Origin of the sequence: Kitasatospora sp. NPDC127060 (assembly GCF_042724935.1) — a bacterium.
GTDB lineage: Bacteria > Actinomycetota > Actinomycetes > Streptomycetales > Streptomycetaceae > Kitasatospora.
Genome location: NZ_JBHXEG010000019.1, coordinates 25830 through 40813, shown reverse-complemented (window position 1 = coordinate 40813; position 14984 = coordinate 25830). Strand labels below are relative to the sequence as shown.

The window sequence follows — 14984 nt, the reverse complement described above, 5'->3', positions numbered from 1 at the left end:
CCGCCGGTGCTGCGGCACGCCGAGCCCGTGATGGGCACCGTCTTCTCCATCGCCGTCCGCGACCCCGGGCCCGCCCTGCCCGACGCAGTGCGGCGGATCGCCGAACGGCTGCACCGGATCGACGCGGTGTTCTCCACCTACCGGCCGGACAGCGACATCAGCCGGCTCGACCGGGGCGAACTGGACCTCGCCGACTGCGACCCCGAGGTCCGTACGGTGCTCGATGCCTGCCGCGAGGTCGCCGCCGAGACCGACGGCTACTTCACCGAACGGCCCGGTGGCCGGCTCGACCCCAGCGGCTGGGTCAAGGGCTGGGCCGTCGAGGAGACCGCCCGGCTGCTGCGGGCCGCCGGCGCCCGGCAGTTCTGCGTCAACGGCGGCGGGGACGTCCAGACCTCCGGCGGGCCGTGGCGGATCGGCATCGCCCACCCCCGGCGGCCCGGCGACCTCGCCGCCGTGCTCGGCGGCCACGACCTCGCCATCGCCACCTCCGGCACCGCCGAGCGCGGCGCCCACATCCTCGACCCGCACACCGGCCGCCCCGCCGACGGCCTCGCCTCGCTCACCCTGGTCGGCGCCCCCGGCACCGGCATCGCCCGCACCGACGCCTGGGCGACCGCCGCCTTCGCCATGGGCCCGGACCGCGCACTGACCTGGGCCGCCCGACGCCCCGGGGTGGAGGCGCTCGCCGTCCTGCCCGACGGCACGAAGCGCTGGACCCCCGGACTGCCCGGCCACCTGCCGCCCTCCGGCCCCGCCGACTGGCAGCCCGCCGCGGCGCACTGAGCCCTCGCGGCAACTCGGCTTCCGCCACGCCGAGTTCACTCCATCAGGTGAACCCGACGATCATGTCCCGCTCCCACCGGCCCGGTCCGTCGATAGTGGGGGAACCACCGGGCGCCGAGGCGCCCCGTTCCCCGACGCACCACCCACCAGGAGCCGCTCATGCTGACCGAGGCCGCCCAGCGGGTCGAACTGGTCTTCACCCTCTTCGACGCCAACCGCAACGGCGTGATCGAGGCCGAGGACATCGAGCTGATGTCGACCCGCGTGGTCGAGGCCGCCACCGAGTCCGACGAGTCCGCCAAGCAGGCCGTCCGCGCCGCCTTCCGGCGCTACTGGACCACACTGGAGCGCGAGTTGGACGCCGACGGCGACGGCGTGGTCAGCCGGGAGGAGTTCCGCGGCTTCGTCCTGGCACCCGAACTCTTCGGCCCGACCGCCGACGAGTTCGCCGAGGCGCTGGCCGCCCTCGGCGACCCGGACGGCGACGGGCTCGTCGAACGGCCGCTGTTCCTGACGCTGATGACCGCGATCGGCTTCGAACCCGCCAACACCGACGCCCTGTTCGACGCCTTCGGCCCCACCCCCGACGACCGGATCACCGTCGCCACCTGGGCCGACGGGATCCGTGACTTCTACAGCCCGGACAAGGCCGGCATCCCCGGCGACCGCCTGGTCGGCCACCCGGCCGCCTGACGTCACCGCCGCCCCGAGGAGGCACCGTGGCACCCGTCGTCGCACTCGCCGTCGGCCGGGGAACGGGCGCGGAACTCGCGACCGTCTTCGAGCAGGCCCTGCACCGGATCGCGCAACTCCACAGCACCGCAGTGGAGATCACCCGGTCGCCCCGGACGTACCACTCCTACGTCTCGCTGCGCGAGGAGGTGGCGGACACCGAGCGGATCCGCCGCCTCACCCAGGAGGACGCCGAGCACTACGAGCGGTTCTGCCGCGACCAGGCCCGGAACGGCGTCCCCGCGGTCTTCCGCACCGCCATCAACGCCCAGTCGCTCTACCTGGTGCGCCAACGCCTCCAGGCCGTCAAGGTCGAGCCGATCACCGCCGGGACGGCCTCGCTGCTGCTGGTCCGGGACGAGGCCCAGGGCTTCTACACCGGCGAGAACCGGCACTCCCCCGGCGTGGTCACCCGCACCATGGAGTTCAGCCGCGACACCACCCGCGCGGTCCTGGAGTACGCCCTGCGCCGCGCCCGCCGGCACTGGCCGGACGGCGGTCCGCAGCGGATCGTCATGGCCTACAAGTTCCACCTCCTCGACGGCGCCCTGGACGACTGGGTGCGCGAGCTGTCCGACCGGCTCGGCGTCGACGTGGAGCTGTTCCAGCCCGACACGGTCAACCGCAACCTGATCACCCACGGCCCCGCCGACCGCACCGTGATCGTGGCCGGCAACGAGTGGGCGGACATCATGCACGTCGTCCTGCTCGACCGGTACGGCTCCGAGCGACAGGAGAACCGCTGCACCGAGAACGTCCATCTCCACCCGGAGCTGGCCGAGTTGGTGGAGTACCAGACCGTGCACGGCTCCGCCGACGACCTCGCCGGCAAGGACACCGTCAACCCAGTCGCCACCCTACGAGCCGCCGCCGTGATCGCCGAGCGGCACGCGGGCTGCCCGGGCGCGGTCGCCGCCCTGGAGGCCGCCCTCGCCGCCGTCGGTCGGCAGGGCATCAGCACGCCCGACCTCGGCGGGCGGCACTCCACCACCGAGGTCGCGGCCGCCGTCCTGGACGCGCTGGCGGCCCCCCAGGCCCCGGACCACGCAAGGGTCGCGGTCGGCACCGCGCCTGGCACCGCTCCCGACACCGCCATCGGCACCGCCATCGGCACCGCTCCCGACACCGCCATCGGCACCGCGGCCGACGCCACCGTCGGCGCCCACCCCGGACCGGCCGCGTGAACGCGCCGCCGCCCGGCCAGGTGAACGCGCCCCCGCCCGGCCGCACCGCCCTGGTCGTCGTCGACCTGCAGAACGACTTCTGCGCCGGACCGGTGGCCGCCGCCCGCTACCCCGGCGACCCGGCCCGGCTCGCCACCGTCGCCGCCAACACCGCCGACGCCGTCGAGACGGCCCGCGCGCACGGCGTCGAGGTGGTGTTCGTCCGCTTCCTCGGCGATCCGGCACACCAGGGCGCGAGTTGGCGCCACCGGGACGCCGCGCTCGGCAAGCGCCCCAAGTGCCTCGACGGCAGCTGGGGAGCCGAGTTCACCGGCGTGGCCCCGCAGGACGGCGAGGCGGTGTTCACCAAGCACGCCTGCTTCGACGCCTTCCTCAGCCCGGGCTTCGAACGGCACCTGGTGGACGGCGGCGTCCGGCACCTCGCCCTGGTCGGCGTGTTCGCCGACGTGTGCGTCGACAGCACCGCGCGCACCGCCTTCCAGAAGGGCTTCCACATCACGGTGCTCGCCGACTGCACCGCGGCACTGCACCTGCCCGACGAGGCCGTCCTCGCCTTCATGCGCCGGGTGTACGGCGCCCGCGTCACCACCCGCGACCAACCCGCCGTCTGGACCAGCCACCCCGAGCCCCCCGTCCCCGCACAGCAGGAGCGCGCATGAGTGTCGGTGCCGCCGAAACCCGCACCCCGTCCGGAACCCCCGGCACCCCCGGCCTGACCGAAGGCGTGGGACTCACCGCCCTGCTGGTCGCCGCCGCCCGGGCCGTCGAGACCCACCGCCCCGACGCCCTCGCCCGGGACCCGTACGCGGAACACTTCGTCCGCGCCGACCCCGCCACCGCCCACTGGCCCCGCCACCCCCGGGACGTCCCGGACGGCGAGGCCGACCCGCTCTGGGGCCGCCTGGGCCGCTACTTCGCCCTGCGCACCAGGGCGTTGGACGACCAGCTGCTCCGGGCCGTCCAACTCGGCGCCCGGCAGGTCGTGCTGCTCGGCGCCGGGCTCGACACCCGGGCCTACCGGCTGGACTGGCCCGCCGACTGCGCCCTCTACGAGATCGACCGGCCCGAGGTGCTCGCCTTCAAGCAGCGCGTCCTGGACGGCCTCGACGCACAGCCCACCGCCCGACGCCACACCGTCGCGGCCGACCTCCGCACCGACTGGGCCGCCGCCCTCACCGCCGCCGGGTTCCGCCCCGACCAGCCCACCGCCTGGCTCGCCGAAGGCCTGCTGCTCTACCTGCCCGGCACGGTGGAACGCGACCTCTTCGCCGTCGTCGACCGGCTCAGCGCCCCCGGCTCCACCCTCGCCTACGAAGCCAAGCTCGGCGTCGAGTCGGCGGCCGTCCGCGGCAACCCCGTCTACACCGCCACCCGCGAGCGGACCGGCATCGACCTGCTCGCCCTCTTCGACGCCGAACCCCGCCCCGACACCCCCGCCGACCTCACCGCCCGCGGCTGGTCCACCACCGCCCACACCCCCTTCGAGTTCACCCGCCACTACGGCCGCGGCCCCCTCCCGGAACCGGACGACACCCTCGCCGCCAACCGCTGGGTCTTCGCCGTCCGGCCGTGATCCCGCTGCCGACCGAAGGCCACGCACCCCCTGATGCCGCTGCGGCCGTCAGACGTCGGACGGTAGTCGTCCGTCGTAGCGGAGTTGCGGCATTGCCCGGGCGCCGTCCTCCTCAGGCTCCGGCGCCGCCGTCCACCGGCACGATCGCGCCGGTCACCATGGAGGCCCGGTCGCTGAGCAGCCAAGCGGCCGCCTCGGCGACCTCTCGGGGCTCGGCCATCCGGCCGAGCGGGGTGGCCGCGTTGATCACTTCGACGATGCCGGGGGACGCCGCCTCCCACGCATCGATCATCTCCGTGGCAGTGCCGCCGGGGGTGATGCCGTTGACCCTGATCCCCTGCCGCCCCCAGGTCACGGCGGCGGTCTCGGTGATGCTGTTGAGCGCGCGCTTCATCGCGCCGTAGGCGGGCAGGGCCTGGTTCGCGCGGCGGCTGCCGATGCTGGAGGTGTTCACGATCGCCCCGCCACCGTTCCGTCGCATGAGCGCGGCTTCGGCCGTCATGGCGCTCCAGTGCGCCCGGAAGTTGACCGCGAACTGCTCCTCGATGTCCTCGTCGCTGGTCGTCTCCAGCGGGCCCGGCCGCTGGATCGCCGCGCCGTTGTTGAACGCGCCGTCGAGCCGCCCGTGCAGGTCCTCGACGCGGTCGAGCGCCGCACGGATGCTCGCCCGGTCGGCGAGGTCCAACGTCACGGCATCCGCGACGCCGCCGTCGGCGCGGATCTCGGTGACGATCCGCTGGAGGGCGTCGGCGCCGCGGGCGGCGAGCACGACGGCGGCGCCCTCGCGGGCGAAGAGCCGGGCCGCAGCCGCCCCGATGCCGCGGCTGGCGCCGGTGATGAACACGACCTTGCCGGTGAGCAGGCCGCTGGGCGTGATGTCAGTGGTGTTCGTCATGCCGACAGTGTCGGATCGGCCTCCCCGCCGGATACAGGCACAGGCGGTACCAGGATCCGCCGACGCACGGCGTGCAGACTCGGGGTATGGACAAACAGGAGCTCGGAGCGTTCCTTCGCAGCCGTCGCGAGCGGCTCCGCCCGCAGGACCTCGGCCTACCCAGCGGACCGCGACGCCGGACACCGGGTCTTCGCCGCGAGGAGGTCGCGGTCCTCGCGCACATCTCCACGGAGTACTACGTCCGGCTCGAACAGGGCCGGGCACCGCGCCCGTCGGGCGAGGTCCTCGCCGGGATCGCCGGGGCGCTCCGGCTCACGGACAGCGAGTCCGACCACCTCCACGTCCTCGCCGGCACCGCGCCGAACCGCCACCGACTGCACCGGCGCGACGTGCGCCCGAGCATCCTCACGCTCCTCGAACGGCTGCCGCAGACGGCAGCGTTCGTGATGTCCGCCGCGTTCGAGGTGCTCGCGTGGAACCACCTGGCGGGCGCGCTCATGGGGGACTTCACCGAACTCGCCCCACCGGACCGCAATCTCGCGCGGCGGGCATTCCTCGGCCCGACCCGGCCTGACTCGACGCGGTACGGAATCTCCGACGTCGCCGAGTTCCGCCGCCACGTCGCCACGGGGCTGCGATCCGCCCTCGCCCGCTACCCGTCCGACCCGGCGGTGACCGACCTGGTCGACGAACTGCGCAACGCCAGCCCGGAGTTCGCCCGGCTCTGGGAGCAGCGCGACGTCCAGGCGGCGCCGGTGCTCACGAAGACCTTCCGTCATCCGGTCGTCGGGGAGATCACCGTCGACTGCGACTCGCTCACGCTCGCCGACCGCGACCAGCACCTCGTGCTCTACAGCGCGCCGCCGGACTCTCCTGACGCCGAGGCGCTGGCCTTCCTGAACGTGCTCGGAGCCGCGAGCCTTGACCCGGGCGGATCGCTCTGACGGAGCCGGACACGGCGTCCGAGGGCTCGTCGGACCGGTCGGGCATCGAGGTGTCGGGGCGCCGGGCCCAGCCGTCGCGGGCCGGGCGCCGCGGCGAGGCTGAGGACGAGCAGGAAGAGCCGGGGCCGGGCGGCGCCGCGGCCCGGCCGGGCGCGTCGCCGTGTCCGCCGCTCCCCCGCAGGAACGGGCCCGCGTCAGTCCCGGCCATCAGCCCGTCCCGGACGTCAGCCGGTGCCGGACGTCAGCCCGTCCCGGACGTCAGCCGGTGCCGGTCGGCATCCAGCCGACCTGGATCAGGGTTCCGGACGGGTTCTCCGGCGTCACCTGGATCCCCTCGCCCGGGCGGAGGGGCTGGGGGGCGACGGCGCCGAGCAGGGGACCCTCATGTTCCTGGCCGGGAAGTACCACGCCGTGGGGGCCCAGGTCGCAGACGGTGCGGAGGAAGGGCTGGGAGGCGCGGGCGCTGCCGGCGCCCTCGCAGCGGCGGGCGAGGATCACGCGCAGGCCCAGTTCGCGTGCCTGGGGCAGGAACTCGACCAGGGAGGACAGCGGGTCCTCCTCGTCCGCGGCGAGGTCGGCGGCGATCAGCTCGTGGTCGTCCACGATCAGGAAGACGTCCTTGTGTCGCCGATTGCCCGGTGTACGGCTGTTCGCGGCGACCCGCAGGGTCCGGGCCAGGGTCTCCAACTCCGGGCCGCTCGAAGCGTGGAGGACCAGGTAGTCGGGCGGCAGCGCGTCGAGCAGCGCGTGGCGACGGTCGAAGACCAGGAAGCCCACCTGGTCCGGGGTGTAGCGCTCGGTGAGCTGCTTGACCAGGAAGCGGAGCAGGGCGGTCTTCCCGGAGCCGGCGTCGCCGAACACCGCGAACAGCGGGTCGGTCTCGAAGTCCACGAAGACCGGCGCCTGTTCGGCGACGCCCAGCCCGATCGCCACGCCCTGCGGGGCGTCGCCGCGCGGGAGCCGGCCGGCGTCCACCCCGGCGGGCGCGGTCGTTCCGCCCTGCGGCACCACGAGCGCCTCGGCCCGGCCCGGGCGGTGGAGCTCGCGGTCGTCCTCCTGGATCATCCGGTGCAGCCTGGTCACCACCGGTCCCGGCTCGACGGCGAACTCCTGCCCCAGCCGCGCCCGCAGCCGCCCGAAGGCCTCCAGGGCCTCGGCCTTCCGCCCGCACCGGTAGAGGGCGAGCATCAGCAGGGCGCCCAGCCGCTCGCGCAACGGGTGCGCGGCGACGAGCAGTTCGATCTCCGCGACGAACTCCTCGTGCCGCCCGAGTGCCAGCCCGGTGGCGTACAGGTCCTCGGTGGCGGCCAGCCGGCGCTCGGTCAGCCGGGTGCGCTCCCAGGAGGCGTACGGACCGGGGACGCCGTCCAGCGCGGAGCCCTGCCAGAGGTCGAGCGCCGAGCGCAGCAGCTCGTGGCCTGCGGCCAGGTCGCCGGCCTGCTCCGCCTCCGCGGCCGCGGCCAGCCGCTCGGTGAAGACGGCCGCGTCGAGCGAGCCCCGGTCGACGGTCAGCCGGTAGCCGTCACTCACCGACTGGAGGAGATCGGCCGCACCGCGCGACCCGGTGCGGTCGCCCAGGGCGTTGCGCAGCCGGGACACATGGCTGCGCACCACCGCGCTGGCATCGGGCGGTGGTCGGTCGCCCCAGACCGCGTTGATCAGGCTGGCGATCGGCACGGCCGCTGGGGCGTGCAGGAGGAGGGCGGCGAGGACGGCCTCCTGATGCGGTGAGCCGACGCGCACCGGCTGCTCTCCACGCAGGACGCGCAGCGGGCCGAGCAGGGAGTAGGTGAGGCGGCCGTCCCGGCGCGCGGTCGGTGGTGCGACTTCGAGGATCAACTCCATTGCGCGTCGGTGCAGTTCGTTGAGGCGGGTCCGCTCCGGCTCCACCGAAGGCCCGGACAGGCCCGGCAGCGGTGTGCCCCGCCAGAGGTCGAGGGCCTCCTCGGCGTGCCGCCTGGCCGAGCCCGGGGCGCCGTCCGCGAGGGCGGCCTCGGCGCGTTCCAGGGCCCGTTCGAAGAGGACGACGTCGATCTGTTCGGCGGCGACGTTCAGGACCCAGGTGTGGCCGTCCGCCAGCTCCTCCAGCACGGCTCGCGGAGCCGAGGGCGAGTTGAGCAGTCGCTCCAACTCCTGTACATGGACCCACACTTCGTCGATCTCCTGGGCGGACGAGGTGTGCTGGGGCCGGACCGCGTCGAGCAGGACCTCAGCCCGGACGGGACGGCCCCGGTACCTCAGCAGGGCGGCGAGCACCGCCCCCCGCTCCTGCGGACCGAGGTCGATCGGCTCGTCCCCGCGCCAGACCCGCACCTCCCCGAGCAGGGTGAACCTGAGCGGGGGCTCCGGTGTGCGGTCGGGCCGGCGCAGGGCGCCCGAGGCGTCGATCCGCCGGGCGGCCTCGGCGGCGGACGGCCGGCGGCGCGGGTCCGGGTGCAGCAGTTCGAGGACGAGTCCTTGCAGGGCCTCGGGGACGCCGGTCTGCTGGAGGAGGTTTCCGAGGGCGTGGAGGTCGTCCGCCCGGTCCGCCGGGCCGGCCCCCGCGAGGTCGATCCCGAAGTCACCGAGGACCGGGCGGCCGTCCGGGCGGATGAGGATGTTGGCGGGCTCGATCCTGCCGTGGGTGATCCCGCGACCGTGCAGGTAGTCCAGCGCCTCGGCGACACCGTGGGCGATCGCCGCCGCCTCGTACGGGGGCAGCGGCTCCCCGTCGAGCATCGTGCTCAGGTCGGGGCCGTCGATGAACTCCATCACCAGGAAGAGGCGTTCGGGGTCGATGCCGGCGCTCCGGCAGGCGACGATGCCGGGGTGGTCGAGGTCCGCGAGCCTCCCGGTCTGCTCCAGGAACGGGTCCGCCCCCACGGCGGCGGGCAGGCGTTCGCGGTCGAAGGTCTTCACCGCGACGGTCGTGCCGTCCCGTTCGTCCCTGGCCCGCCATATCTCGCTCTGCCGGCCCTGGGCGATCCGCTCGATGAGGCGGAAGCGGCTGGCGAGCAGCGGCTGTTCGGCCTCCCTCCGCTGGTCGGCACGCCAGTGGCCCTCGAACTCCCAGATGTGGACGTGGGTGTCCCGGTCGCCGATCGAGGCGATCACGCAGCGGTTCTCGTCGCCGGTGATCCCGACGATGCTGCGCGCCCGGCCGGGGTCGATGACAGCGGCGGGGAAGGACTCGACGGTCGAGGGGTCGTCGGGCCGCCAGCGGTGGAGGCGGCCGGTCGGGTCGACGCCGATCAGGAGCGAGGGGCCGTCCGGCTGGGGCAGCGTGGTCATCGCCCAGGAGCGGTGGTCACCGGCGAGGCTCGGCAACTCCGCTACCACGGAGGCGTCTTGTGGGCTCCATAGGCGCATCCGGCCGTTGAGGTCCACCGTCCAGAGGTACCGCTGCCCGTCGGCGTGGTCGATGGGCGCCAGGGCCACCAGAGGTTCGGCCAGGGCACGGTGGCCCGTCACGAAGGAGCCGTTGCCGGTATCCCAGTAGAGGAGGCCACCGACGACCCCCGTCGTCACCAGGACGAAAGGCGAGTTGCTCGCCTCGGCCAGGGCGAAGACGTCCGAGATCTGCTCCTCCAGGGCCAACGGGGGCCGCGCCTCCTGCCCGGTCGTCATGTCGATGTAGCGGATCAGGCGGTCCGCCCCGCACACGGCGAGGCAGCCTGGGGGGTGCGACACCGCGGCCATCGCCAGCGCCGGACTAGGCAGCCGGAAGCTCCGGACGTTGGAGGAGGAGTCCCCCGCCCCGGCCCGGCCGACCAGGGCGGCCAGTTGCTCGTCCAGGTGCCAGGTCGCCAGTTCGTCCGGGCGCCGGGGCATCCGGTCCAGCAGGTGCTGGAACTCCTGGGCGTGCTCGATCCGTTGGTAGGCGTCGCCGAGGCGGTGGCGGATCTCCTCGCGAAGTTCGGCCTCGGTGAGGAAGCCGAGGGTGATGGTCGTCGCGGACCGGAGGAAGGGCTTCCCCTGGCGCGTGTCGGTGGTGACGATCAAGCGGCCCGCATCGGAGTCGATCAGCTGGGCGAGTTCGCGCGGGAACAGGGCGCCCGATCCCAGGTCGTCGACGACGACCAGCCAGTTCGGGTGGTCCCTGACGGTCTCGCCGAGGGGCTCGGTACGGTCCGCGGCGAGGGCGGCCCGCAGCCGCTCGAATCCGTTCCCCACCGTGCGGGCCGTCCGACCGTCGATCCAGTGGACGAAGGCGTGCCGGCCGCCGTGGCGCTGGGCGTACTCCTGGACGAGACGGCGCCGGCCCATGCCGGGGGCGGCCTCGATCACCACCATCCGGGTCCGGGTTCCCCCGGGCTCGCAGGCCTCGGCGAGCAGGCGGAGTTCGTGGTCCCGCCCGATCATCCGCGGTGGGTCCGGCGGGCTGACGATCGGCGGCGGCGGGGTGAGCAGCGCCCGGATCGCCCGGCCGGCCATCGCGCTGCCCAAGTTCCTTGCGATCGCCGCGTGTTGGCCGCCAGCTCCGGCCAGCACCGTCGCCGCGACCTCGGCGAAGGGGCGGCTGCGCTCGGGCAGCCGGTGGCGGCCCTCCCCCGCGCTCGCCGCCAGGGCGCGGAAGTCGAGCGTCCCGCCGAAGGTGGCCGCGACCCGCCCCGAGACCTTGGCGAGCACGTGGTCCAGCACCCGTACCGACTCGGTGCGGGTCAGCTCGCCCAGCAGTTCCTCCCGGACGTCGTCGACGAAGTCGTACACCACTTCGTCCGGGTCGGCGGCCTTCTCCCGCACCTCGATCAGCCCGGACAGGAACAGCTCGGCCAGCTCCCGCTGCCCCGACTCCGGCACCGTGGCCCGCTGGACCAGCCGCATCACCGGCAGGCTGAGCGGTGCCGCCGCCAGGTGGCAAGCCAGGCGGTAGGCGTTCGGGGAACTGCCGGCCCGGAAGGCGGCGACCCGGTCGGCGGCCGGGCGCGGGGCGGTGTCCCCGGCGCGGGGGCGGCGTGGCCGGGGCACTCCGCTGAGGGGTGCGGCGAGCATGGGCGTCCAGCCGGTGGTGCGGCCGGCGGTGAGGTCGGCCCAGGGGGCGAGCCAGTCGGCGTCGATCTCCAGCAGCGGGAGCCAGCCCACTGCCGCGCGCGCGGCTTCGCCGGCCCTGCCGCGCGGGATGCCGGGCAGGGTGGTATCGGTGCGCAGGACGGGCACGGGGCGGCCATGGGTGGCGGCCCGGGCCTCGACGGGGGCGGGGCGCAGCGCGGTCCGGTGCCAGAGGCGGCGGGGCAGTACCTGGAGGGCGGCGGCCGGGCCGGTGGCGGCGGTGCGGGCGAGGAAGGGCACCAGCTCGGCGCCGTACCAGGCGGGGCCGACGCCGTCGGTGAGGACGAACAGGATGCGGCGCCGGTGCGGGTCGACGAGTGGGCGGGCCCAGTTGCGGTCGCGCCCGGCGGACTGAGATACGGCGGACTGCGGTACGGCGGGCTGAGGCACGGCTGTGCGGCGGCGCCGGAAGGGGGTGAGGTGCGGGGTGTCCCGGTCGGTGTCGAGGGACCAGGTGCGCACCTCCTCGAAGGCGCCGTGGCGTTCCAGCAGGGTGGCGAGTTCGCCGGCGAGGTCGTGCCAGACGGCCATGGTGGCGCCGGTGTCGACCAGCAGGTCGACGGAGTACCGGGGCCGGGCCCGCTGCCAGACCGGCAGCAGGACGCCGGCCTCGGCGGTGGCCGCCGCCGTGGCCTCCTCGTCGAGGTGCAACGGCCGTCGGCCGCCGGGGCGTTGGGTGAGCGGTCGGCGCAGCGGGCGCAGGGCGCGGGCGATCGCCAGGGCGCCGGGCAGGGCAGTGGGCCGGGTGACCTGGACGACTTCGGCGGCGGGGGCGACGGCCTCCGGCCGGCCGGGGCCGGTGGGGGCGCCGCGGGGGTGGAGCCGGACCTTGGGGTCGGGCCGGGGGGTGGTGGGCGCGGGCGGTTCGGGTTCGGTCGGCCGGTCGGGCCCGGGGTCGGGCCCGGGGTCGGGCCCGGGGTCGGTCCGCTGCGGGGTGCCGGGCGACGGGGTGACGGCCGTCGGTGGCGCGGGCCGGTCGGCGGGCTGCTCCGGGTCGCCGTCGGGCAGCGGGCCCAGGCCGGCGAGGCGGGAGATCCACAGCACGTCGGCCAGGTCCTGCGGCTCTGCCTGCCCGCCGTCGGGGGCGACCAGCGCGGCCAGCGCCTGCCGCAGCACGGACCGCGCCGTCGACTCCCCGGCCGCACCAGGGCCCGTGCCGATGTCGCTACTCACCCGACCGCCGCCTCAGCCCTCGTTGAGCGGGCGCAGCAGGACGTCGTGGATGACGTCGCGCCCCGGTCCGCTGCCCCACAGGCCGCGCTCGGCCATCAGCAGGGCGTTGAGCAGTTGGTCGTTGGCGAGGTCGGCGCCGTCCTCGCGCTGGCGGCGGAGGAACTCGCTGATCAGCGCGACGCGTTGGGCGCCGTCGGCCGAGCGGTCGGCGCCGAGGTGGGCGGCGACCATGGCGGCCAGCCGGTCCTCGGTGGGCGGCTGGATCTCCAGGCGGACACAGCGGCGCAGCAGTGCCGAGGGGAACTCCCGTTCGCCGTTGCTGGTGAGGACGACCAGCGGGAAGCGGGCACAGCGCACGTGGCCGCCGCGGACGGTCGCCCGCCGGCCCGGGTCGGCGGTGGCGACCTCCTGCGGGACCGGGCCGAGGCGCTGGAGTTCGGGGATCTCGAACTCGCCCTCCTCGAACACGTTCAGGAGGTCGTTGGGCAGGTCGATGTCGCTCTTGTCGATCTCGTCGATGAGGACGACGCGCGGGGTGCGCCAGGGCAGCAGCGCGGTGCCGAGCGGGCCGAGGCGCAGGAACTGGCCGATGGCGGGCGGCTGTCGGTCCGGGCCCTCGGGGGTGCGCAGGCCCGCCTCGTGGAGCCGTCCGATGGCGTCGTAGGTGTAGAGGCCGTCACGCAGGGTGGAGCGGCTGCTGATGGGCCAGCGCAGCACCGGGCCGAGGCCCAGCTCGTGGGCGACGGCGTAGGCGAGGGTGGACTTGCCGACGCCGGGCTTGCCGGTGATCAGCAGCGGGCGGCGCAGGTGGAGGGCCAGGTTGACGAGGTGGATCTCGCGGTCGTCGGCCTGGTAGGCGATGGCCTGCTGGATGCGGCCGAGCCGGCGGGCGGTCGGGCCGGCGGCGTCGTCGGCCGGGGGCGGGGGCAGTTCGTCCTCGCTCTCGACCCAGTCGCCGAAGGAGCGCCAGGCGGGGGCGGGCGGGAGCGCGGCGATGCCGCCGTGGGGCACGCCGGTGCCCCGGTAGATCCACCAGTTCTCGGGCATCGTTACCGCCTCGTCCTCGTCGTGCTCATCGTGTGCCGCTCCGTCGTTTGCCGCACCGCCGACTGCTGCCCCGTCGTTGCCGTCCGCATCACACCATCCCCGGAAAGCCGGCGTCCTGATCCGGGTCCATGCAGTTGGGGTCGTCCCAGAACAGGGTGACGCCGTCCTGGGCCGGTGCCGCCCTGGTGACCTTGCGGTGCCGGTGGACGGCCTCCGGCAGGTGGGCCAGGGAGCGTGGGCGGTCGCGGCGCAGGGCGTCGACCACGTCGGTCGGGGCGCCGGGCGCCCGGCGCCACAACATGGCCGGGACACCGTCGAGTTCGACGGCGTCGAGCACGGCCGCGCGCACCCGGGGGTCGAGTTCGTCGTACGGGGTGTCGAGGCCGAGGCAGGCCACGGTGGGCCGGCCGTCGAGCCAGCCGGGCAGGTCGGCGGCGCGTTCGGGGTGCAGCGGCGGCCAGCCGATCCGGTCGACGGCCTCGCAGTCGGGCGTGTCGGCGAGCAGGTGCTCTGAGCGCTCGTACCAGGCCGGGATCTGCAGCCAGGGGTTGGTGTAGCGGTCGAGGTAGCGGACCACCACGGGGTGCAGCAGTCCGATCCGGTGGCCCGTGGGGGTCGGGGACCACAGGTCGGCACTGTGGCCGAGCAGGGCCCTGGGCAGCAGGAACTCGATCCGGACCGGGCTGCGCCGGTTCCTGGCCAGCTCGGTGAAGAGCGCCTGCCAGCCGGCCAGCCGGGCGCTGCCCTCGGCGACCAGGTCCTCCAGGGCGAGCGAGTCGGCGGCGACCAGGTCGTGGAGGCGCTCGATCGGCCCGCCGGCCGCCGGCTGGCGGTAGCAGGACGCCCGGAGGTGGTAGCGGGCCGCCTCGATGTGCTCCGGGGTCTCCGCTTCCAGCCGGATCTGCACGATCAACCGGCCGGGCGCCTCCTGTCGCGGCGCCGGGCGGGCGGCCGTGACGCTGCTCAACAACACTGACAAGCTGCCGAGTTGTGGATGGCGAAGGGTCAGCTCACGGTCCCGCGCCAGCCCGTCGAGGAAGGACAGCGCATGCCCGGCGTCGGGCCCGCCGAAGCGGTCCAGCAGCCGGCCCAGGATCTCCGGCAGCGTCGTCCGTTCGTCGATCCGGTGGCGGCCGGGGGCCTGCGGGGGCACGTGGCCGATCAGTTGGTGGGGGCCGGGCGGGGGCGTCAGCGCGCGCAGCAGGGCGATGACGCGCAGCAGCAGCTCGGGGGCCAGACCGGTGTCGGCGGTCAGTGCCAGCACCACCAGCTCCAGCCAGGGCAACGCACCGTCGTAGGGTTCGTGGGCCCTGAGCGCCTCGCCGAGCGAGCCGAGCACGGCCCGGGGGTCGGGGGCGCGACGGATGCTCCGCAGGATCTCCCGGACGTGCTCGCGGGCGGTGTCGGCCTCCTTGACGTCCAGGTGGAACATCCGGGAGGACGGGGAGCGGCCCATCGTCTCCAGGACGCCCTGCCGGAACTCCCGCCGGGAGATCCCCTGGAACTCGAAGAGGATCTCGGTCAGCAGGCCCTCGGCCGCCTCGATCGGCGGCGCGGTGCGGCACCCCGGCTCGACGGCGGCCTGCGGCGACCAGTCGCCGTACGCCCCTGCGGTCATCGCT

10 protein-coding genes are annotated in these 14984 nt (G+C 74.9%); 6 read left to right on the top strand and 4 right to left on the bottom strand.

The genetic code is table 11. The features are described from left to right. Window positions 1-30 precede the first annotated feature (30 nt). The 5 genes from ACFWIS_RS13760 (at window position 31) to ACFWIS_RS13740 (ending at window position 4275) form a co-directional block, all read left to right on the top strand. A complete protein-coding gene (locus tag ACFWIS_RS13760) occupies window positions 31-786 on the top strand; it encodes an FAD:protein FMN transferase (protein WP_380453147.1) in 756 nt (251 codons plus the stop codon). A 159-nt stretch (window positions 787-945) separates the two neighbouring features. Then, on the top strand, window positions 946-1479 hold the full coding sequence (locus ACFWIS_RS13755) for an EF-hand domain-containing protein (RefSeq protein ID WP_380453039.1): 534 nt from the start codon (window positions 946-948) through the stop codon (window positions 1477-1479). 26 nt (window positions 1480-1505) lie between these two features. Continuing rightward, window positions 1506-2702, top strand: a complete 1197-nt coding sequence (locus tag ACFWIS_RS13750) for an isocitrate/isopropylmalate family dehydrogenase (protein WP_380453037.1) — start codon at window positions 1506-1508, stop codon at window positions 2700-2702. Further along, window positions 2699-3361, top strand: coding sequence for a cysteine hydrolase family protein (locus ACFWIS_RS13745; RefSeq protein WP_380453035.1), 663 nt, complete (start codon window positions 2699-2701; stop codon window positions 3359-3361). Before ACFWIS_RS13750 ends, ACFWIS_RS13745 begins: the two co-directional genes overlap by 4 nt. Then, window positions 3358-4275 carry an SAM-dependent methyltransferase gene (locus tag ACFWIS_RS13740; RefSeq protein WP_380453033.1) on the top strand — a complete coding sequence of 306 codons (918 nt, stop codon included), beginning with the start codon at window positions 3358-3360 and terminating at the stop codon, window positions 4273-4275. The genes ACFWIS_RS13745 and ACFWIS_RS13740 overlap by 4 nt, the downstream gene beginning before the upstream one ends. Before the next feature lie 112 nt (window positions 4276-4387). Here the strand turns inward: ACFWIS_RS13740 and ACFWIS_RS13735 are convergent, their stop codons facing one another. Continuing rightward, complete coding sequence (locus ACFWIS_RS13735; RefSeq protein ID WP_380453031.1) at window positions 4388-5170, bottom strand: SDR family NAD(P)-dependent oxidoreductase; 783 nt, start codon at window positions 5168-5170, stop codon at window positions 4388-4390. Window positions 5171-5256: 86 nt separating this feature from the next. On the opposite strand from ACFWIS_RS13735, the gene ACFWIS_RS13730 reads away from it, so the two are divergent. Further along, the gene (locus tag ACFWIS_RS13730; RefSeq protein WP_380453029.1) at window positions 5257-6114 is read left to right on the top strand and encodes a helix-turn-helix transcriptional regulator; all 858 of its coding nucleotides are present in this window, start codon (window positions 5257-5259) and stop codon (window positions 6112-6114) included. A gap of 258 nt (window positions 6115-6372) precedes the next feature. Here ACFWIS_RS13730 and ACFWIS_RS13725 read toward each other — a convergent pair whose 3' ends face one another. The 3 genes from ACFWIS_RS13725 to ACFWIS_RS13715 all read right to left on the bottom strand — a co-directional run bounded on the left by ACFWIS_RS13725 (window position 6373) and on the right by ACFWIS_RS13715 (window position 14980). Beyond that, a complete protein-coding gene (locus ACFWIS_RS13725; RefSeq protein WP_380453027.1) occupies window positions 6373-12315 on the bottom strand; it encodes an SAV_2336 N-terminal domain-related protein in 5943 nt (1980 codons plus the stop codon). A 12-nt stretch (window positions 12316-12327) separates the two neighbouring features. Beyond that, window positions 12328-13362 carry an AAA family ATPase gene (locus tag ACFWIS_RS13720; RefSeq protein ID WP_380453025.1) on the bottom strand — a complete coding sequence of 345 codons (1035 nt, stop codon included), beginning with the start codon at window positions 13360-13362 and terminating at the stop codon, window positions 12328-12330. An 88-nt stretch (window positions 13363-13450) separates the two neighbouring features. Then, window positions 13451-14980 (bottom strand): hypothetical protein, encoded by a 1530-nt coding sequence (locus tag ACFWIS_RS13715; RefSeq protein ID WP_380453023.1) that lies wholly within the window; start codon window positions 14978-14980, stop codon window positions 13451-13453. Window positions 14981-14984: the final 4 nt, after the last annotated feature.